The organism is Nostoc sp. 106C (genome assembly GCF_002154725.1).
GTDB lineage: Bacteria > Cyanobacteriota > Cyanobacteriia > Cyanobacteriales > Nostocaceae > Aulosira.
In genome coordinates this window covers 133,661-153,249 of record NZ_MTAW01000127.1, presented here as the reverse complement: position 1 = coordinate 153,249, position 19,589 = coordinate 133,661, and the positions used below count along the sequence as shown (strand labels likewise).

The 19,589-nt window shown below is 40.5% G+C and carries 19 protein-coding genes and 1 pseudogene; 11 read left to right on the top strand and 9 right to left on the bottom strand.

Going from position 1 to position 19,589, the window contains the following annotated elements; all coding sequences use genetic code 11:
* Positions 1-14 precede the first annotated feature (14 nt).
* The 3 genes from BV375_RS19485 to BV375_RS19475 all read left to right on the top strand — a co-directional run bounded on the left by BV375_RS19485 (position 15) and on the right by BV375_RS19475 (position 2,795).
* On the top strand, positions 15-1,331 hold the full coding sequence (locus tag BV375_RS19485; RefSeq protein WP_086763318.1) for a cytochrome P450: 1,317 nt from the start codon (positions 15-17) through the stop codon (positions 1,329-1,331).
* Between the two features lie 8 nt (positions 1,332-1,339).
* On the top strand, positions 1,340-2,119 hold the full coding sequence (locus BV375_RS19480) for a hypothetical protein (RefSeq protein WP_086763316.1): 780 nt from the start codon (positions 1,340-1,342) through the stop codon (positions 2,117-2,119).
* A 295-nt stretch (positions 2,120-2,414) separates the two neighbouring features.
* Positions 2,415-2,795, top strand: a complete 381-nt coding sequence (locus BV375_RS19475; RefSeq protein ID WP_086763314.1) for a calcium-binding protein — start codon at positions 2,415-2,417, stop codon at positions 2,793-2,795.
* A 173-nt stretch (positions 2,796-2,968) separates the two neighbouring features.
* On the opposite strand, the gene BV375_RS19470 is transcribed toward BV375_RS19475, so the two are convergent.
* From BV375_RS19470 to folB, 3 genes are all read right to left on the bottom strand, one after another.
* Positions 2,969-3,529: a sugar O-acetyltransferase gene (locus BV375_RS19470; RefSeq protein WP_086763312.1), complete on the bottom strand. Its 561-nt coding sequence runs from the start codon at positions 3,527-3,529 to the stop codon at positions 2,969-2,971.
* 231 nt (positions 3,530-3,760) lie between these two features.
* Positions 3,761-5,041: a diguanylate cyclase gene (locus tag BV375_RS19465; protein ID WP_086763310.1), complete on the bottom strand. Its 1,281-nt coding sequence runs from the start codon at positions 5,039-5,041 to the stop codon at positions 3,761-3,763.
* A 998-nt stretch (positions 5,042-6,039) separates the two neighbouring features.
* Positions 6,040-6,408 (bottom strand): dihydroneopterin aldolase, encoded by a 369-nt coding sequence (gene folB, locus BV375_RS19460; protein ID WP_086763308.1) that lies wholly within the window; start codon positions 6,406-6,408, stop codon positions 6,040-6,042.
* A 124-nt stretch (positions 6,409-6,532) separates the two neighbouring features.
* On the opposite strand from folB, the gene menD reads away from it, so the two are divergent.
* A complete protein-coding gene (gene menD, locus BV375_RS19455) occupies positions 6,533-8,299 on the top strand; it encodes a 2-succinyl-5-enolpyruvyl-6-hydroxy-3-cyclohexene-1-carboxylic-acid synthase (protein ID WP_086763306.1) in 1,767 nt (588 codons plus the stop codon).
* Positions 8,300-8,403: 104 nt separating this feature from the next.
* On the opposite strand, the gene BV375_RS19450 is transcribed toward menD, so the two are convergent.
* The 4 genes and pseudogenes from BV375_RS19450 to BV375_RS19435 all read right to left on the bottom strand — a co-directional run bounded on the left by BV375_RS19450 (position 8,404) and on the right by BV375_RS19435 (position 10,719).
* Positions 8,404-9,225 (bottom strand): hypothetical protein, encoded by an 822-nt coding sequence (locus BV375_RS19450; RefSeq protein WP_086763304.1) that lies wholly within the window; start codon positions 9,223-9,225, stop codon positions 8,404-8,406.
* Positions 9,226-9,300: 75 nt separating this feature from the next.
* The gene (locus BV375_RS19445; RefSeq protein WP_086763302.1) at positions 9,301-9,531 is read right to left on the bottom strand and encodes a DUF4351 domain-containing protein; all 231 of its coding nucleotides are present in this window, start codon (positions 9,529-9,531) and stop codon (positions 9,301-9,303) included.
* 64 nt (positions 9,532-9,595) lie between these two features.
* Positions 9,596-9,766 (bottom strand): annotated as a pseudogene (locus tag BV375_RS19440) (DUF4351 domain-containing protein); the annotation flags it as partial.
* A 101-nt stretch (positions 9,767-9,867) separates the two neighbouring features.
* Positions 9,868-10,719 (bottom strand): Rpn family recombination-promoting nuclease/putative transposase, encoded by an 852-nt coding sequence (locus BV375_RS19435; RefSeq protein WP_086763298.1) that lies wholly within the window; start codon positions 10,717-10,719, stop codon positions 9,868-9,870.
* Positions 10,720-10,859: 140 nt separating this feature from the next.
* On the opposite strand from BV375_RS19435, the gene menB reads away from it, so the two are divergent.
* Positions 10,860-11,693, top strand: coding sequence for a 1,4-dihydroxy-2-naphthoyl-CoA synthase (menB, locus tag BV375_RS19430; protein ID WP_086763296.1), 834 nt, complete (start codon positions 10,860-10,862; stop codon positions 11,691-11,693).
* A 226-nt stretch (positions 11,694-11,919) separates the two neighbouring features.
* Here menB and BV375_RS19425 read toward each other — a convergent pair whose 3' ends face one another.
* Both BV375_RS19425 and BV375_RS19420 read right to left on the bottom strand, forming a co-directional pair.
* Positions 11,920-12,234, bottom strand: coding sequence for a hypothetical protein (locus BV375_RS19425; RefSeq protein ID WP_086763294.1), 315 nt, complete (start codon positions 12,232-12,234; stop codon positions 11,920-11,922).
* Positions 12,235-13,211: 977 nt separating this feature from the next.
* Positions 13,212-13,757, bottom strand: coding sequence for a DciA family protein (locus BV375_RS19420; RefSeq protein ID WP_086763293.1), 546 nt, complete (start codon positions 13,755-13,757; stop codon positions 13,212-13,214).
* Between the two features lie 73 nt (positions 13,758-13,830).
* Here BV375_RS19420 and BV375_RS19415 point away from each other — a divergent pair, with 73 nt between their 5' ends.
* From BV375_RS19415 to BV375_RS19390, 6 genes are all read left to right on the top strand, one after another.
* Entirely contained in the window at positions 13,831-14,082 is a 252-nt protein-coding gene (locus tag BV375_RS19415) for a hypothetical protein (protein WP_086763291.1), read from the top strand.
* A gap of 270 nt (positions 14,083-14,352) precedes the next feature.
* A complete protein-coding gene (locus BV375_RS19410; RefSeq protein ID WP_086763338.1) occupies positions 14,353-15,606 on the top strand; it encodes a hypothetical protein in 1,254 nt (417 codons plus the stop codon).
* Positions 15,607-15,801: 195 nt separating this feature from the next.
* Positions 15,802-16,515: a PspA/IM30 family protein gene (locus tag BV375_RS19405; protein ID WP_086763289.1), complete on the top strand. Its 714-nt coding sequence runs from the start codon at positions 15,802-15,804 to the stop codon at positions 16,513-16,515.
* 160 nt (positions 16,516-16,675) lie between these two features.
* On the top strand, positions 16,676-17,455 hold the full coding sequence (locus BV375_RS19400; RefSeq protein WP_086763287.1) for a PspA/IM30 family protein: 780 nt from the start codon (positions 16,676-16,678) through the stop codon (positions 17,453-17,455).
* A 204-nt stretch (positions 17,456-17,659) separates the two neighbouring features.
* A complete protein-coding gene (locus tag BV375_RS19395; protein ID WP_086763336.1) occupies positions 17,660-17,995 on the top strand; it encodes a thioredoxin family protein in 336 nt (111 codons plus the stop codon).
* A 236-nt stretch (positions 17,996-18,231) separates the two neighbouring features.
* Positions 18,232-19,431 (top strand): LL-diaminopimelate aminotransferase, encoded by a 1,200-nt coding sequence (locus BV375_RS19390; protein WP_086763285.1) that lies wholly within the window; start codon positions 18,232-18,234, stop codon positions 19,429-19,431.
* Positions 19,432-19,589 lie beyond the last annotated feature (158 nt).

Here is a 19,589-nt window from a genome sequence, read left to right as displayed (position 1 = left end):
AAATATTTGAAACAATGAAAAGTTCTCAACTACCACCCGGAAAATCTGGTTTACCTATACTAGGTGAGACACTTGCTTTTATTGTTGACCCATACAGGTTTGTTAACCAGCGCTATCAGCAGTATGGGCCTATTTTTAGAACTAATATTTTAGGTAGACCAACTATAGTGATGGTGGGGCCAGAAGCGGTTGAGTTCGTTCTTGCCAAGCATATGGAGTATTTTTCTTGGCGTGAGGGATGGCCGGAGAATTTCAAAATATTGCTAGGCGAATCTCTTTTTCTCCAAGATGGGGAGGAACACCGCAAAAATCGCCGCTTAATGTTGCCAGCTTTACATGGGCCAGCATTAGCAAATTATGTGACCACAATGGAAGCTATTACATTTAGCTATCTCCAAAAATGGCAAAAGCAACAGGAGTTTATTTGGTTTGAGGAATTTAAACAACTGACATTTGATATTGCTAGCCAGTTATTATTGGGTACTAATCCCGGTGATGAAAATGTGCGCTTGAGTAAGTTATTTAAAGCTTTAACAAATGGTTTCTTTTCAATTAATAGGCTACCATTACCATTTACTAAATTTGGGAAAGCTGTAGCAGCTCGCAATCAAATTCTACAGCATATAACTAAGGTTGTCAGAGAACGGCAGCAAAACCCCACTAAAGATGCTCTCAGTTTGTTAATTCAAGCTAGAGATGAAGAAGGTAATAGCATAAGTGAAAGGGAACTCATCATCCAAGCATTATTGTTACTCTTTGCTGGACATGAAACTACCACCTCAATGCTGACTTGGTTGTGTCTAGAATTAGCGCGTCATCCAGAGGTAATGGAACGTGCTAGAGAAGAACAATTGCAACTTGCTAGTCAAGGTAACTTAAGCTTAGAACAATTGGGGAAAATGCCTTATTTAGAGCAGGTTTTGTTGGAAGTTGAAAGACTAAATCCGCCAGTTGGAGGCGGTTTCCGTGGTGTAATTAAAGAGTTTGATTTTCATGGCTTTCATGTTCCGGCTGGTTGGCAACTGTTGTATTCAATTCCTGTAACTCATCGCCTAGAAAAAATTTATTCTGAGCCAGGACGTTTCGACCCAGACAGGTTTAGCCAAAAACGCCAAGAAAATAAGAATTATCCCTTTAGTTTAATTGGTTTTGGTGGTGGGCCACGCATCTGTATTGGCATAGCCTTTGCCAAAATGGAAATGAAAATTGTTGCTGCCCATCTGCTACGTAGTTATGATTGGAAAATATTACCCAATCAAAGTTTAGAGTCGGTGCGAATTCCTAGCAATCGTCCTAAAGATGGGTTGCGGGTTCGATTTCAGCCCCGGTGAAATGTTCTATGGCACCTCAAATAGGCATAAATTTATCTCAAGGAGTTTTACAACGCTGGCAACAAGCAAAAGATTTTGTCAATGAAAGCGTTAACTCTTTAACGAACTCAGCACAGCAAGCAGGGCAATCTTTAACACAAACGGCAACTCAAACTTCCGATAAAGCAATTAATACAGTTACGACGACTTGGGAACAAGCTAAAGGTTCTGTAGAACAAAGTTTGCAAACTGCCGATCAAATTAAGACTACAACATCGGTAGCTGTAAAAGATGCGATCGCTTCTTCAATGAATGATTGGCTAGTACAATATCCTTTTATTTTAAAGCTAGTTCAAATACTCAGTTGGGCAGCTAATCACCCGATTATCAGTTGTGTAATATTGGTGTTCATACTAGCTCTAGTTTGGAGTATTATCAAAGCGATAATGCGCTTAATTGAAGCAGCTAGTTGGTCAATTCTGCAAGTGCCAATAAAATTACTTCAAGCTTTGATAAAAGTTAGTTTTCTATCTTTGAGCAAATTTGGTAGTTTTGCTATGCAAAAAATGACCAATGCTCAACCAACTGATAAAGTATCACCATTGTTATCAAGAGATTCTCAAATAATTTATCAAGATAAACAGCAAAGATTGGCAGAAATTTCCCAGAGATTAGAGGTAATTCAACAAGAACAGCATGAGCTTTTACAAGAGGCAGCAGACTTAATTGCTTCAGGCACAATTGATATCAAAATTGAAAAAGTGAAATTGAATAGTAATTCAAATTACACCGTTATTCCAGGGGAGTGAGTAAATTATGGAAATTTCCCCGTGATTTTAGTCCGAGTGCCTGTTTCCTAAATCTACAAGTAAGTTTACAAATCAAATAGAAGCGCTATCTGTTCTGTGCAAATTATTGCCAATGTTTGTAAATATACCTTTAATGACCCAAATACCTGATTTTATTGAATAAATCCACAAAATTAGTTAAAATTCAAAAACTTTATGAGTTTGTACTTGAATGAGGCAACATATAGCTAATTGACAGTCCACTACCAAAAAGGTATACATATTTGAAAATTTACCCTAAGCAAGTCTGGATCTTATGGCTAGTGTTGAACTTGATAAAACCCGAGAGCATCGGATTGAAACCGAGATAATTGTTGATGCTGAAGACAAAGAAGAACGGGCGATGGGTTGGTACTACTACCTCGACGATACTCTTAACTTTCCCTTTATGGCTAAGTGGACAAAGAAGGGGCGCAAATCAACGTCACCCCAAGAAAAACAAGTCGAAGTCTTGGGCATGGCACCTGATGATGAGTGTTTAAAAGATATGTTTGTAGAAGTGGTGTATCCCGATGGCAAAGATGAAGATGTTTTTACAGCGCGGCTATCGGAAATAGAAGTTATTGATGCTGATGACGAAACTCAAGAAGCGCTTGCAGACTGGCAATACTGGCTTGCTAGAGGATACAAATTTTAAAAGTTAATTTCTAGTGCAGGTAATTCGACATACTCTTAAGGAGTGCCTGTAGATGCTCCCCAGTCACGTCCCGATCAAGCAGAGTCAGTAAAAGGAAGATTGCTGATTTTACAAGCTCTCCATTCTTTTTTTGGATAGCTATTTCTGCCATGCTGCACTATATTAATTAAGTTCTAAGATAGATGTCGAATAATACGGCAGGGGTTTCCCGCAGCAAGGACATTTGCAGGTATATCTTTGACTACTACACTACCAGCACCAATAGTAGTGTTGTCACCAATTGTTACCCCAGGACAAATAATTGCACTGCCACCAATCCAGACATTATTACCAATCTTCACTGGAGCAGCCAGTTCCCTGTTAGAAAGTCGAATATTAGGTTCTAGAGGATGGTAGGCAGTGTATATCTGCACATAAGGCGCGCACATCACATTTTCACCAATATGAACTGTATTGCAGTCTAAAATTACACAGCCATAGTTCATATACAATCTATCTTCTGCATAAATATTACTGCCGTAGTCACAGTGAAATGGGGGCACAATTGATGCTTTTTGTCCTAACTTTCCCAACAATTCTTGCAAAATTTGCCGTCGCTGCTGTTGTTGTTCTTCTGTTGTAGCGTTGTACATTCGGAGGAGACGACAAGCTCGCTTATTCTCACCAACTAACTCTGGATCTTCTGCAAAATATAACTCGCCTGCCAGCATTTTTTGTTTTTCTGTTTTTTCCATAACAGAATTCTGAGACTCGCTTGAATAGGATTTATAGCAAAGAATAAATTTACAATCTTGTGAGATTTTGCTGCTTACTATTATGATACATAAGCTGGCTTGACAATCAAGCTAAGTTGCTCAGAGGTATCTTAGTAATGCCAATGCTTTCCTAGCGAGAATTGAATCGAGAGTTTAGTTGTGGTTGAGTAACTATCTGGAAAATTTAGGTTCAGAAAAAATTCACATTAATCAAAATACGCCATAACGAGCCTTTCCTTGCCGCTTAGCACGGTACATAGCAATATCAGCATCCCTAAGCAGATTTTGTGGCTCTTCATAACTACCGCTACTCAAAGCGATTCCTATGCTAGCAGTGGGAGATATTTGATGACCATGAAGGATAAGTGGTACGCTTAGAGATTCTTGAATGCGCTTAGCTACATTGGTAGCGTCTGTAACATCTTTGATATCTTCTAACAGTACGGCAAATTCATCACCACCAAATCGGGCGACAGTATCGCCGCTACGTAAACATGACTCCAAGCGTCGAGCGATCGCTACTAAAAAATCATCTCCTATTGCATGTCCAAAGCGATCGTTAATCGCTTTAAAGCCATCTAAATCTAAAAATAAAACTGCAAAATTATAATCATTTCGGCGTTTGCTGCGTTCAATTGTTTGCCTAAGACGATCGAGAAACAAAACTCGATTGGGTAGTGCTGTTAGCCCATCATGACAGGCATTGCGGAGCAGTTGTGCCTCGTTCTGTTTGCGTTTAGTAATATCTTGAAGAACTAAAACTGCACCATTGATATTACCGTCAACATCGCGGATAGGTGCAACAGAATCACCAATGGGTACTTTTTTGCCATCTTTAGCCAGTAAGGTACAGTTATCCGGTAGACTCAAAGTCTCACCTGCTTGTATTGCCTGGGTGGCTAAATTATCTATTACTTCGTCCATATCTTTGTCAATTAAGGTTACAACTTCTCCCAAATCTTTCCCATACGCTTCATCTTGTCTCCAACCTGTAAGCGCTTCTGCTACTGGATTCATCATTTGGATGCTGCCGTTAGCATATGTTACTACTACTGCACAGCCCATGCTGTTAATAATTGCTGTCAGTCTCTGTTTTTCTTCTTCATATTTTTTGCTCATCTGGTGCTTATAAAGAGCCATTTCAACGGCAAAATGTAAGTCTTTTTCAGCACATGGTTTGAGAATATAGCTAAAAGGCTCACTTAGTCGCCTTTTATTTAATTCAATATCTTCCGAATACTCCGTTAAATATAAAACGGGTATTTGGAAATGGTTTTGGATAATATCCACAACTTCAATACCATTGATTTCCCCAGCTAAACAGATATCAATTAATACTAAATGTGGATTTGTCTCAGCTATTTTTTTGATAGCTTCTTCACCAGAAGCAGTAACTTCTAGAACAAAATATCCTAGCTTCTGCAAACTATTTCTTATATCTAAAGCTAGGACTTTTTCATCCTCAACAACTAGGATTTTGTGGGCGAACATGTTAGACTAATCTGTTGGCTAAGGTTCAGATTTTGTTTTCAGTCTATACTCACTCTGAAAATCAATAATCCTATAATAATCAATCTATAATCTACCTGTGTAGTTGTTAGCTAAAATAATAACTAAGTTTTTAATTAACATATTCTTTTATTGTCGATACAGTTAATATCCAGTTAATAACGTAAGTAACTATTTTGAAATGTAAATTGCCATACAGTTATTAAAAACTAAAGATATATTTTGGCAATTTGGCAATCTTTACTCATAAAAATTACAAGTATTTGCGGGATATACGTAACAGGTAAAGGCATTCAGTTATTTTATTAATAACTGAAGAAATGCCATAATAAAAGTAATTTCAAATTAATCCAAGCCTTCACAAGCAATGAATAGATTTGATTTCAACTAAGTTTTTTCGGATACACTTTTTAGCAATTGGTTTAATAAAATTAATATAATTAGCTTACAAAACCCTTAAATCTACTTTTATATTTGTATCAAAATACACATTATTTTAAGTGAGTTTTTACAATGAAAATGATAAATTGCTTATAGATAATTGAATACAAAAATATTTTAGATGTATCAAATATTTTTTTAATATTTTCCGGAGTATGAACTGCTAAGACTGAAAATCAGGGAAGAATATAGCTCCGCTTAAACAGATTTTAAAGTTAAGTTTTGTATATTGAGCAATATGGTGGCACAATGAGCAATCACAGAAGGAATAGCTGCAAATATTCTGTGGTATTTTTGCAAATATATTGTCAAAACAACTTTTATGTAGTGAGGCTGAGGATGTGAAGCGAAAGGTGACGCGATGAATTATATATTTCTGACTTTCAGTGTTTTTAAATCCTCACGTCACCAGATCCTTTTTATCTGCTAATTCAAACTTGACAGAGTAGTTGAGTTATACCAATTTGAAAGATAAGAGCCTAAGGAGTTCAAGTAGGAAATTTGGAATTGAAAATTTCGTAAATTAGTGCCAGTATGCTTTAGGGATGAGGCTTATTTCGTGTCATTTCAATGTTAATTTTGCCACCAAAGTCTGGAATAGGTGCGGCGGGTTTGCTGAGAGTTACTTGGACTTGTGTGACGCGATCGCACTGTTGGAGAATAGAATCTGCGATTGTGCTAGCTAACTTTTCTACCAAAGCAAACTTGGATGTCTTCACGAGATTTTGCACCAAGCTAATGACACTGCGGTAATCTATGGTGTCTGCGATCGCATCAGTTTTAGCAGCGGTCGAAAGATCCAGCCATAATCTCACATCTACCTCAAACCATTGTCCTAGCACTTGTTCTTCAGGTAAGTACCCCGTGTAGCCATAGCCGCGAATTCCCGTTAAATGAATGCAGTCCATAAAACTTGTCCAGTGAATTTTGCATTTTGGATTTTAACTGGATCTGCCACCTCACCTTCACGATTTTTGCGTTGCGGTATAGGCTTAAGTAGTTAACGATGAACTTATCGCTCTGTTTGCTGGAATGCTGAACGCCTGTAAAAATGTTAATCAACTTTGGGCTTATATCTTGACGGAGACGCTAAAGCGCCTAGGGTTGACTTGTGCCGTCATTTGTCCAGGTTCCCGTTCTACACCTCTAACAGTGGCCTTTGCCCAGCAAATGCCTGATATTGAAGCGATTTCTATTTTAGATGAACGCTCCGCCGCTTTTTTTGCCTTGGGACAAGCTAAAGCTAGCGGTCGTCCTGTAGTACTTGTTTGCACATCTGGTACAGCAGGGGCAAACTTTTACCCTGCGGTGATTGAAGCTAGAGAAAGTCGCGTACCTCTGTTGGTGTTAACTGCTGATAGACCACCAGAACTGCGAGATTGCCACTCTGGACAAACGATAGATCAGTTGAAATTATATGGTATTTACCCAACCTGGCAAACAGAGTTAGCTTTACCCTCTCCAGATATGGAAATGCTAGCTTATCTGCGGCAAACGATAATTCACGCCTGGGACAAATCGCAAACTCCCACAGCAGGGCCAGTACATCTAAATATTCCTTTGCGTGACCCCCTAGCACCCATTCCCGATGGAATTGATTTTAGCTATTTAGAATCACAGTTTCATCCAGAAGAATTTTTTGCAGCAGTCACAAACACTATCCCATTGCCCATTGCCCATTGCCCATTGCCCATTCCCTCAGAATGGCAACAATGCGATCGCGGAATTATCATTGCTGGTGTTGCTCAACCACAGCAACCACAGGATTATTGTAGAGCGATCGCCCAACTTTCCCAAACCTTGAAATGGCCTGTCCTAGCAGAAGGACTCTCCCCAATCAGAAATTACGCCGACTTCAACCCTTATTTAATTTCTACCTACGGCCAGATTTTGCGAAATCCGCAACTAGCAAAACAGCTTGCACCCGAAATGGTGATTCAAGTAGGAGAAATGCCCACAAGTAAAGAACTACGTACTTGGGTAAGTAGGACACAACCGCGACGCTGGGTAATCGACCCCAGCGACCAAAACCTCGACCCTCTCCACGGAAAGACGACTCACCTGCGAATTTCTATTGAAGAATTGGGGACTTGGGGACAGGAAGATAAGGGAGAAAAATCTTCCTCATCTCTCCCTGACTACTTGCAACTGTGGTGTACAGCAGAAATGCAAGTGAGGGAAGCTGTTGATCAAACCTTGGCGACAATGGAAGAGTTATTTGAAAGTAAAGCCGCTTGGTTGCTTTCCCAAAGTTTACCGCCGGGAACACCACTATTTATCGCCAACAGTATGCCTGTGCGGGATGTGGAATTTTTCTGGAAACCGAATAATTTAGGAGTGCGATCGCATTTTAACCGAGGTGCAAACGGCATTGATGGCACATTATCCACAGCTTTAGGAATTGCCCATCGCCATCAAACTAGTGTGATGTTAACTGGAGATTTAGCTCTTTTACACGACACCAATGGTTTTTTAATCCGCAATAAATTTGTCGGACATCTGACAATTTTGTTAATCAACAATAATGGTGGCGGTATTTTTGAAATGCTTCCCATTTCCAAATTCGACCCACCATTTGAAGAGTTTTTTGGCACTCCCCAAGATATTGATTTTGCTCAATTGTGCGCCACTTATGGTGTAGAGCATGAATTAATAACTTCTTGGTCGCATTTACAGCAAAAATTAAACCCACTTCCAGATAAGGGAATTAGGGTTTTGGAGTTGCAGACAAATCGTAAAAATGATGCCAAGTGGCGACAGGAGAATTTAAAAAATTTTGCCACAAATATTGCTATTTAACTATTCTTTTAAGTATTTCTGAATCACAAGCTATTTCTCACTATTACTTAGCCATAGTATGTTTTTTATAACATAAGTTTTTTTTGACATCTTAATTTAATGAATTAGGATAAATGTTCTGCCTCATTAATCATTTTTTCAAATATATTATTGACATCTTGATCATCAATTCTTTTCAAAACGCTATCTTCAGACATAAATTCTATTAACTCTTGGGTCTTTATATTTAAATGCCCAGATTTTCTAAGATAACGTTCTAGATTGATTTTTAAAAAATTATTGTCATTGACAATAATTTTGAAAGTATGTCCCCATATAGTAAAAGCTTGAATAGTAACTAATTGCTGAATTTTAATAGGAGGAATAGTAGAAGTATTAATAGTGACTAATTGTTTAAATACTTTAGGAGGAAATTGCATTATTATAGCAGGATGAAATTCTTTTTCAATTTCGTGCCTTTTGATACTTATGGGATATATACTTTCATCTGGGGCAATTCCGTTTAATAATATATGTCTTAATTTTTCCTCATAAACACCTAATTTATATAAATAAAAATATGGATGCGATGATACAGATAAACGCCATAAAATAGACAGAATAGCAAGTTTAAATTCATTATATCTAATACCTTCGATCTTAATCACATTTTCATCTACAAGGGAAAATCTTAAATATTTACTTTGCTTGTTTCCAAAGTCAACTAAATCTTTTTTTAGAAAATTTTCCCACTTAGAAAATCTTTGTTCACAATTATGACACAATAATTTTTCCTTAATTCCACTTTGAATTAATTTAAGTTTAGTATCCTCTAAAGTTAGAACAACCATTCTATGTAAATCATCATATATTTCTTGATAAAATGTTTCTGGGATAATATGTGATTCTCTTAAATCGGTATTTTTTAGGCAAAGTTTACAATACATTTTTCTTTACTCATAGGGATTTCAGAGAGTGTTTTATTGAAAGAAATTAAGCAAAATCACCATTGAGTCTTGCTCTTAGGGTGCAAATATATCAGTACTCGCAGAAGAATCTAACAACGCCTCACCTAAAGCGTACAACTGTTCTAGCGACAACGCCTGAATCTGAGTCTGAAGTTCATCGTTAAGCTCACTGAATCGCTGTTTTAATTGTCTGAGAATAAGCAAGCGATCACGCGTGTCTTGCAACTTCACATTCATCAAAGCTGCAAATGCTTCTTCACTTCCTGAATCTTTACTTGTAGCCATGAGAATTTTACCGGAGTGCGATCGCCCTTCTCTTTGCGCCTTTGCGTAAAATTTACCCTATTGCTTAATCTTGTAACCACCCTTCCAAATCCGCAAGAGTAGAAAAATCCAACAAAGCATCAGTTAAAGCTTCCAACTTTTCCAGTGATAACGCCTGAATCTGAGTCTGAAGTTCATCGGGAAGCTCACCAAATCGCCGTTTTAATAGTCTGAGAATAAGCGATCGCGCTTGTTTGCCAACTTCACTTGGAGAAGCTTTACTTGTAGCCATGAGAATTTTACCGGAGTGCGATCGCCTTTCCTCTTTGCGCCTTTGCGTAACATTTACCCTATTGCTTAATCTTGTAACCACCCTTCCAAATCCGCGAGAGTAGAAAAATCCAACAAAGCATCAGCTAAAGCTTCCAACTTTTCCAGTGATAAAGCCTGAATCTGAGTCTGAAGTTCATCGGGAAGCTCACCAAATCGCCGTTTTAATTGTCTAAGAATAAGCGATCGCGCTTCTTGTTCTCGACCAACTTCTCTTCCTTCCTCACGTCCTTGTTCTTTCGCTTCCCGAATAGCCCGTGGTTCTTCCTCTAAATTCAGTCCCAACATCGCTTCAATCTCCTCTCGACTCAGGCTAGAAAATTTGTAAAGAATAATCGTCGTCACTAAATCTATTATTGCTTGTTCCGATTGTTGCTGTGCTTGCTCCAGCAAATACCGCCCTGCTTCTATTGTTTCTCTTTCAGAGGTAATATTCGTCAGCAACATTAACCCGATTGCCAAAGGTTGTTGTCGTAAATCTCCTAACTCATCCAAATATACCCGCCGGACTTGACCACTCTCTAACAAAGCGCGGTGAATTGTGGAATTCGTAGGTTCAAGACTGCAAGAAGGAAAAATTATTACTCCAAACCAGTCATCATAACGAATTGAGTGGCGATAGAGAAACAAAAACAATTCGCTAAAGAAACGGTAGTAGAGGTCTTCATCCTTTTGAAACTGTACTTCAGCAAAGAAGACAACTTTGGAAGGAGAACTGGCGGGGGGTAGAAATACTCCATCAATCCGGAACGCCGTTTCTTTCACCTCAACCAATTCAAATTGGTAGCCAGCTGCATCTGGGGGTGGTGAGTCTACCAATTCAAACAGCAATCCCGGAAATTGCTTGAACAATTTGTAAAAGATGGAGTCGCGTCGCATTTTTTCACGGCGATTCAATTACCAGACCTGATTGTAAAGGCTGGGGAGACTAATTTTAGCGTAAGCGTAGCCCACCGCAGGTATCGCTTGTCCCTTCCTCCGCGATAAAATTCTCAAGCACAACAGCGGATTCCATACCAATGCAAATTAACTGGCAAACTGCCAAGACCTACGAAGATATTCTCTATCACAAAACCGACGGTATCGCTAAAATCACTATTAACCGCCCGCACAAACGCAACGCTTTCCGCCCCAAAACTATCTTTGAACTCTACGATGCTTTTTGTGATGCCCGCGAAGATACTAATATTGGTGTTGTCCTGTTTACGGGTGCAGGCCCCCACACTGATGGCAAATACGCTTTCTGTTCTGGTGGCGATCAAAGTGTAAGGGGACAGGCTGGTTATGTTGACGATGCTGGTATTCCCCGCCTCAATGTACTGGACTTACAACGCCTGATTCGTTCGATGCCGAAAGTGGTAATTGCCCTAGTAGCAGGATATGCGATCGGTGGTGGGCACGTCTTACATTTAATATGTGACCTGACAATTGCTGCCGATAACGCTATTTTTGGGCAGACTGGCCCCAAAGTTGGTAGTTTTGATGGTGGCTTTGGCGCTAGTTACCTTGCCCGGGTTGTTGGACAAAAAAAAGCGCGAGAAATTTGGTTTCTTTGCCGTCAATATAATGCCCAACAAGCTCTAGAAATGGGTTTAGTTAATACTGTTGTAACCGTAGAACAATTAGAAGCCGAAGGTCTTCAATGGGCGCAAGAAATTTTAGAAAAAAGCCCGATCGCAATTCGCTGTTTGAAAGCAGCATTCAACGCTGATTGTGACGGACAAGCTGGTTTACAAGAACTAGCTGGAAATGCCACCCTACTGTATTACATGACAGAAGAGGGTTCTGAGGGCAAACAAGCATTTTTAGAAAAGCGTCCCCCAAATTTTCGCAACTTTCCTTGGCTACCTTAAAAGTACAAAAATCGCTCCTTAAATACAAGGCGCGATTTTTCTAGAAGTTAATTTTTACAGCACCAGAAATGTTAAAGGCAAATTTTAATTTCAAGCAAAATACAAACTCATACCAAGTTGAGCTAGAGAGTATTGTTTCAAATAGAAGCAACAAGCTAACTATAAGTATTTCGAGTCCCAACGCTAAAATTCAAAATTGGTATCAGTCGGGGAATAATATGGATGACTAAATTAGTACTTTCTCAGTTTTTGCCTGTTCAGCAGTACAAGTAGAAGTTTCTTCAATAGGAACAAGACTAGTAGTTTCTAAATCTGAAGCTGTAGTGGCAGAAGCAACTACCACTGGTTTTGCATCTGGCAGACTCCACGCACCTTCTAAAGTTTCCCAAGAAGGTGCAAAAGGAGGAAGCGCTAAAGAGCAAGCTTTCCAACTTCCTTGAACTGGTGCTCCTAACTGTTGGCACATTCCGCCACGGCGACCCTCTGGGTTGTAATGGCGACAATATCTACAGGCAGATGTCAAAAATTTATTAGGTTTCATTTGGGTTCATCTTGTAGTGCTGTTTAGGGCTAATTTATCTGTTTATATTTTGCTTCTAGATATAAATACGTAGTAAAGCCAAAATCCATTATTAGGCATGGGTTTTAGCGATCCCAATGAAAAAATTAACTTTATGATGTTTTTAGAATCTTGTTATATTTTTCAATGATCGCTAGAGTGTACACATGCTAAATTTTGACTTAAAACATCTGGGGATCAAAGCTAAAAGCAAAAGTTTTGATTTGATCCTCTTCTTAATCTCATCCTTAAGACATAGGATTAAAGGTAGATTAATCTGCTTATTGAGCATATATCTGGCATAATGCAACAGAAAACTATCTAGTTAATACAGAACTAGATTATTGAAGATAGTAGTCAGCTAATTTAGCAGCAATTCTACAGAGTTAGAATCAGCAAGTACTTTTGCCAATAATGCTGATTTTTGAACAAATGCTTTTAAGGTAAAAACACAAGAATAGTCATAAGTAAACTGGCTATAGGAGTGTTTAGATGCATTAGCACATCTGCAAAACGCACAATAGTAATTTAGCAACGATCTCAAAAGCCATTTATAAATTCAAAATAAAATTCTGGGGTATGCGCCATAGTAATTTTGGATTGGATATTTTGTAGGACGTGGAACTAGTTGCTAGCAATGGTTTTCTTTTGCAGCAACCTCTCCAAAAAGCGTTTGGAATGAAAAGCCTTAAGTAAAAAACTGATCTAGTAATGTTAAACAATATTATTTATCCCAATTTCCAATACAAATAAAGACATTTATATGAAGAAAAATTAAGATATCTAAATCAAAACAAGGAGTCTTTGTGGGAAAATAAGCTAGAGGGTAGAAGAGTAAAGATTTTTATGACGAACGTTGTGGATGCGACCCTCCTTACAGAGGAGCTACGCTAACGTCCGTTGAGATGTAGCTGGAAAATTCTATTTCGACAAATATCGATGTAGATACCCTACCTTGTTCATAACTGCTTGGCAGCACAAAAAGAACAAACATGCCATCGATGGAGTTCACCTGGTGGGGTGGGACATTGACATTGGGGACAAAGGGGTAAGCTATGCGATCGCTCTTGCATCACCCTAGCCCAATGCCCAAAAGCGGTATTAGGATTAGCAGTTTTAGGGGCTAGCTTCTGGGAAGAAGTACTCAAATCATCCAGATAACTAGGATGTTCACGTGGCAAAACCTTTGCTTGTGCCTTTTCTGCTTCTGGAGAAGATCGCCATCCCGCAGTAGAAAAGCGAATATCCACCAAAGATATCAGCAGTTTTTCATTCAACTTCAAAAGTAGGATCTGACGTTTAAAAGTCATGTTTTGCGCCCAAGCAGCGCTAGAAGTTGCCACCCGCAAAACATCACGCTGAATCGATAATGGTCTAGTATGTGCGGCAACTACGACTCCGACAACTTCTGCCCACGATTGTAGCAAGCGTTGAAAAGGTTGTTCTTGCCATTGAGCCTGCTTTTCCAGAACACCTAAAATATCATTAACTGATTTAAACGACATCTTGCAAAAAAAGCGTAAAAACTGAGCTTGGTTCTTGGATCTATACTATAAAAATTCATTCAGATACTAAAAAATGAGGCAGCGCAGTGAGTCCAACACTGCGGGAGGATTTCCCGCCTTAAAGCAAGTGTTCGTTGGAGTTCCCCCTGTAGTAGCGACTAATGCACCACTGTTAAAACGCGTTTACAGTTGTCCTAATTATGATTTAGAAATTACAGCAGTTTTCATTTATTTAGACCACGCTCTTGCATTCTTCTTTGCAACGCCAGTTACAACAACGCGGCGAACCTACGTGAGGCAAAAAAATGTGGTTAATTATACCTGAAAATAGCTGTAAGCGTGATTTGAACGCGGCAATTTATAGCACTTCTTGCTTGATTGCAATACAGTATAAACCTCTCGACTCTGTCCGCTTTTAGGAAGAGTTGGGTTTGTGGTCAAAGTGTACTGCCTTCAAATGAGAGCTATATTTAGCAAACGCTGCTATTTTCAACGTTTCTACCTGTGGACGGGATGCTGTCAACAGTTCCGCAGCAAAAAGTAAAAATTAATGTCTGGACATGTCCGGCTTTGTATCAGCTTTATGGAGCAGGCAATGAGTCAAAACCCTCGAATCGATTCTGGTAATCAATCGTCTAAAACACCTGGTTTAAAGCCAGCACTAGGTGCCGCACTAGCAAGTTTAGAAGTACAGCTAGATCAAGAGTTAGCTAGATACCGACGCACGCGCAACAGTGCAAGAATTGCAAATCCACCCCGCGTAGTTAGTTATATTGGCAGTTCACCGCAAGCGATCGCCGCTGCGATCCTAGAGCAATCTCAAGCAGCAGAAATCAACCCCAACATACCACCTGCTGTCATCTCCGATACTCTACAGATGGAACCAGCTACAAATACGACACAGCTTGAGGATATGGATCATCTACTGCTGTCTCCCACTCCAGATATTACCGAAACACTAACTTCACCACCCCCAGCAAAGCCTGCTAGCAGCATAGTGCCTACAGGACAGGTTCATCAAGACGATCATCTCTTAGAGGCAGATGAAACCCCTACCCAACCTGATGATTATTTAGAATCTAGTGAAGCACTGCTGCGCAGTGTGACAGACGAACAACCACAAACGAAAAAGCAGCCCAGCAGTTCTAACGATGGTATCCTGTCACCTTTGGGTATTGGTTCTATGCTACTGCTATTAGTAGCAAGTCTGACTCTAGGCTATGTAGCGTTTAATCCTAAAGGCTTGACACAGCTGAGTTTTGGTAAATTATTTAATCCTAAATCTTCTACATCTACGGACAATACTACAGGAGTTGTTAGTAATTCCCAGCCTCAAGCTGAGCTTACACCTATACCCAAGTATCCCAATCTCGCTGCCAAAGAGTTTCCAGAAGTCAAAGATCCAAACGATGTTGTTGGCTTAAAACCTAAAGCCCAAGCAAATCCGGCACTATTGCCTAATCCTATCCCCGCACAACCAGTTGCTCCCCCAGCAAAACCCCCTATAGAATTATCTTCTCCACAACCTGTAAATCCGATCGCAGTAGTGCCATCACCAAAGGCGGAGCCTTTAGTGCCGAGCAATTCACCTTTGGAGCCTAACTCACCTGTTACGCAAACGGAACTCAATGCCCAAACCAAACCTTCAGCAGATGGGTTTTATCATGTAATCATCGATAATCAAGATGATCGCACTTTCGCCTCGGCACGGCAAGTAGTTCCTGACGCTTATTTATCACCCGATAACAAATTGATTTATTTAGGTGCTTTTAAAACTCAAAAGGAAGTTCAAAAACAGCTGCAACTGCTACAGAAAAACGGAATTCAAGCTAGAGTTCAGCAGCCTTAAGTGGCGGAAATCTAGGCGATAATGAGGAAAATATCAATTCTCATATCTTGCTTTTAACAAGTGCTGAGTCAAGAGGCAAGGATCGTTGGGCATGGGAGATTGGGCAATAAATTCTCCTTTGCCCTGCTTGTCCTTGTTTTGATTTCCGAATTGTGAATTGCTTACTGACTGACAAACAGTGAATGGAGAGCCGACATGGAAGTGATGAAGCGTATCCTGCGGGTGTTTCGGGCTAACCTTAATAGTTTGATCGGCAGTGCGGAAGATCCAGAAAAGATTTTGGAAAAAACCGTCTTAGAGATGCAGGAAAATTTGATGCAACTGCGACGGGGAGTGGCACAAGCGATCGCTATCCAAAAACGTACCGAACGGCAAGCAACGGCTGCTGAGTCTACAGCTGAAGAATGGTATCGCCGCGCCCAACTGGCACTGCAACAAGGCAACGAAACACTAGCACGGGAAGCTCTCACCAAACGCCGAGTTTACCAAGAAACTGCTAGAGCACTCTCTAGTCAAAGGTCAGAGCAAACCGATTTGGTGGACAAACTCAAAAAGGATATGCGGACCCTAGAGTTAAAAATTTCGGAAGCCAAAACTAAAAAAGATCTGTACATTGCCCGCGCCCGTTCGGCGGAAGCATCTGTTCGGCTACAGGAAATGCTCAGTGGAGTTTCTTCTACCAGCAGTTTAAACGCCTTTGAGCGTATGGAAGAAAAAGTTTTGCAGATAGAAGCTCAATCAGAAGCCATAGCTCAACTCGGCGGCGATGAGCTGCAAAAACAATTTACCACCTTGGAATCTACAAATGATATTGATGCCGAGCTAGCAGCGATGAAAGTGCAGGTTTTAGATGATGCAAATAACACGCAAGTACAACAGCAGTTACCCAAAAGTCTAGATTCTCAATGATTGGGCAATTACCGAGGCAGGAGTATATCTTAACAATTAAGGGGTGTTGGGAGGTACTGTTCCAGACTGGAAAGATTACATTGGAATAAGTAGCTATTAAACAGTAAAAAGCTTAACTGTCCAACAAATTGCGTAAACAACACAAGGAAAAAACAAACTTATGGGATTATTTGATCGTATTAAGCGAGTAGTCAGTGCTAACCTCAATGACCTGGTAAATAAAGCAGAAGACCCCGAAAAAATGCTGGAACAAGCCATCCTGGAGATGCAGGAAGACTTAGTACAGCTGCGTCAGGGTGTTGCCCAAGCGATCGCTGCTCAAAAACGCACTGAGAAGCAGTATAATGATGCCCAAAATGAAATCAATAAGTGGCAGCGTAATGCCCAACTAGCGCTGCAAAAAGGTGATGAAAACTTAGCACGGCAAGCCCTAGAACGTAAAAAGACTTACACTGATACTAGCACTGCGCTCAAAACTAGCCTAGATCAACAAAACGTTCAAGTTGACACCCTCAAGCGCAATTTAATTCAGCTAGAAAGCAAGATTTCTGAGGCCAAGACCAAGAAAGAAATGCTCAAAGCTCGGATTACTACCGCTAAAGCCCAAGAGCAACTTCAAGGCATGGTACGGGGGATGAATACCAGTAGTGCAATGTCGGCTTTTGAGCGCATGGAAGAAAAAGTCTTAATGCAAGAAGCCCGCGCCCAGTCAGCAGCAGAGTTGGCAGGTGCAGACCTGGAAAGCCAATTTGCAGCTTTGGAATCTGGTAGTGATGTTGATGATGAATTGGCAGCTTTGAAAGCCCAAATGACCTTAGGGCCTGCTAGTTCATCCAATCAACCCCAATTACCACCGCAGCAACAAACAACATCTCCTAAATCTAATGAAGTGGTAGATGCTGAGTTGGATTCTTTACGCAAGCAATTGGATCAGATGTAACTTTGTTAGATAAATTCTTCAAGCTAGTCCCACAACGTTGAGTTGTGGGATTTTGCTTCACTAGTCCAAAGCCAGAGGCAGAGGAAGATGAGGGGGATGAGGAAGACAAATGACAAATGACGAAGGACAAATGACTCAGCACTCAGATTGGGATAGAGTATTTTGTGTGCCAACTTTGATCAATGCCACTTGATGGAGACTGCAATGAGTAAAGGTGTAATCACCATAACTGATGCTGAGTTTGAAACCGAAGTTTTGAAAGCCGATCTGCCAGTATTGGTTTACTTTTGGGCTTCCTGGTGTGGGCCTTGTCAACTCATGTCACCATTGATAAACTATGCTGCCAGCACCTACAGCGATCGCCTCAAAGTCGTTAAAATAGAAATTGACCCCAACCCACTTACTGTTAAGCAATACCAAGTGGAAGGCGTACCTGCCATCAGGCTGATAAAAGGTCAGGAACTATTGGTATCCTCTGAGGGAGTCATTGGGAAAGACAAATTACTTAGCCTCTTAGATACACATTTAAATAGTAATTAGTTAATAGTCAAGAGTCCAAAGTAATGACCAGAAGAGGCAGGGGGCAGGGAAAACGGAGCAGAACAGATAAATTTGCTTAAGAGTCATATTGGTCTAGGCAGAGAGCAGAAAAGCTGTTGTCCGTTCTCTATTCCCCCAACTCCAAAAGTTGTATTGTGCTTAACCGCAAACCGCTATCGGTATGGGGTTAGCTTCTGTTCTCTTGTATTTTTTTTGACAATTGACCATTGACTTCTATGGAATTTGCAAAGCGTTTACAACCCCTGCAATCTAATGTATTTGCAGATATGGATAGAGCCAAAGCCACTGCTTTGGCTGCTGGTAGAGAGATAATTGACTTGTCTTTGGGATCTTCTGATTTACCAGCACAAGCTCATGTGATTGAAGCGATCGCTCAGTCGCTTCACGACCCCAGTACCCACGGCTATTTGCTGTTTCACGGCACTCAAGGTTTTCGCCAAGCTGCTGCTAACTGGTACGAAAATAAATTCGGTATCAAGGTCGATCCAGAAACTGAGGTACTACCTTTAATTGGTTCCCAAGAAGGTACAGCTCATTTACCCTTGGCAATACTCAACCCTGGAGATTTTGCCCTGCTACTCGATCCAGGCTACCCCTCCCATGTTGGAGGAGTATACTTAGCCAGCGGCCAAATCTACCCCATGCCACTACTGGCAGAAAACAATTTTTTACCTGTATTAAGCGATATTCCGGCTCCTGTCTTGGCACAGTCGCGGATGATGGTCTTAAGTTACCCTCACAATCCCACCGCTGCGATCGCTCCTTTAGCCTTCTTCCAAGAAGCAGTAGCCTTTTGCCAGCAACATAATATTGTCCTGGTTCATGATTTCCCTTATGTAGATCTGGTATTTCCAGAGGCTGGGGTTTGGGAACAGAACATTCCTCATAGCCAATCTCTAGTTCCCTCAATTCTGCAAGCTGACCCAGATAAAAGTATTTCGATAGAATTTTTCACTCTTTCCAAGTCCTACAATATGGGTGGCTTCCGAATCGGCTATGCCATTGGTAATGCCGAGCTTATTCGGGCTTTACGCCAGGTAAAAGCAGCCGTTGATTTTAATCAGTATCGGGGAATTTTGAATGGTGCGATCGCTGCCTTGACTGGTCCCCAAATAGGAGTCGAAAAAGCTGTTGCTACCTTCCGTCAGCGTCGGAATACATTCATTAGCGCCTTACACCGCATTGGTTGGCACGTTCCCACACCCCAGGCCACAATGTATATCTGGGCACAGTTACCTCCTGCTTGGAGTCAGAATTCTCGAGAATTTTGTACTCGACTAGTAGAAAAGACTGGAGTGGCAGCTTCTCCTGGAGCTGGTTTTGGCAAATCTGGTGAAGGGTATGTTCGCTTTGCCTTAGTACATGAGCCACCTGTTTTAGAAACTGCTGTTGAGAGAATTACTGAGTTCCTTTAAGAGCATAGATAGACTATCTGATCGCGGCACTGGCTTACAATAACATACCTTCCTAACATTGATTGATGCGTTTGAGATATGCAACTACCAGTTGCCAAACACATAAAAGCCACCAGAAACTGCTTACACCAGTTTCTGGTGGCTACTTTGTATAAATA

Bases quoted from the DNA above. Each gene is read 5' to 3' on its own strand.
- BV375_RS19485 (WP_086763318.1), top strand. From the start codon at position 15: ATGAAAAGTTCTCAACTACCACCCGGAAAATCTGGTTTACCTATACTA.
- BV375_RS19480 (WP_086763316.1), top strand. From the start codon at position 1,340: ATGGCACCTCAAATAGGCATAAATTTATCTCAAGGAGTTTTACAACGC.
- BV375_RS19475 (WP_086763314.1), top strand. From the start codon at position 2,415: ATGGCTAGTGTTGAACTTGATAAAACCCGAGAGCATCGGATTGAAACC.
- BV375_RS19470 (WP_086763312.1), bottom strand. From the start codon at position 3,529: ATGGAAAAAACAGAAAAACAAAAAATGCTGGCAGGCGAGTTATATTTT.
- BV375_RS19465 (WP_086763310.1), bottom strand. From the start codon at position 5,041: ATGTTCGCCCACAAAATCCTAGTTGTTGAGGATGAAAAAGTCCTAGCT.
- folB (WP_086763308.1), bottom strand. From the start codon at position 6,408: ATGGACTGCATTCATTTAACGGGAATTCGCGGCTATGGCTACACGGGG.
- menD (WP_086763306.1), top strand. From the start codon at position 6,533: ATGCTGAACGCCTGTAAAAATGTTAATCAACTTTGGGCTTATATCTTG.
- BV375_RS19450 (WP_086763304.1), bottom strand. From the start codon at position 9,225: ATGTATTGTAAACTTTGCCTAAAAAATACCGATTTAAGAGAATCACAT.
- BV375_RS19445 (WP_086763302.1), bottom strand. From the start codon at position 9,531: ATGGCTACAAGTAAAGATTCAGGAAGTGAAGAAGCATTTGCAGCTTTG.
- BV375_RS19435 (WP_086763298.1), bottom strand. From the start codon at position 10,719: ATGCGACGCGACTCCATCTTTTACAAATTGTTCAAGCAATTTCCGGGA.
- menB (WP_086763296.1), top strand. From the start codon at position 10,860: ATGCAAATTAACTGGCAAACTGCCAAGACCTACGAAGATATTCTCTAT.
- BV375_RS19425 (WP_086763294.1), bottom strand. From the start codon at position 12,234: ATGAAACCTAATAAATTTTTGACATCTGCCTGTAGATATTGTCGCCAT.
- BV375_RS19420 (WP_086763293.1), bottom strand. From the start codon at position 13,757: ATGTCGTTTAAATCAGTTAATGATATTTTAGGTGTTCTGGAAAAGCAG.
- BV375_RS19415 (WP_086763291.1), top strand. From the start codon at position 13,831: ATGAGGCAGCGCAGTGAGTCCAACACTGCGGGAGGATTTCCCGCCTTA.
- BV375_RS19410 (WP_086763338.1), top strand. From the start codon at position 14,353: ATGAGTCAAAACCCTCGAATCGATTCTGGTAATCAATCGTCTAAAACA.
- BV375_RS19405 (WP_086763289.1), top strand. From the start codon at position 15,802: ATGGAAGTGATGAAGCGTATCCTGCGGGTGTTTCGGGCTAACCTTAAT.
- BV375_RS19400 (WP_086763287.1), top strand. From the start codon at position 16,676: ATGGGATTATTTGATCGTATTAAGCGAGTAGTCAGTGCTAACCTCAAT.
- BV375_RS19395 (WP_086763336.1), top strand. From the start codon at position 17,660: ATGAGTAAAGGTGTAATCACCATAACTGATGCTGAGTTTGAAACCGAA.
- BV375_RS19390 (WP_086763285.1), top strand. From the start codon at position 18,232: ATGGAATTTGCAAAGCGTTTACAACCCCTGCAATCTAATGTATTTGCA.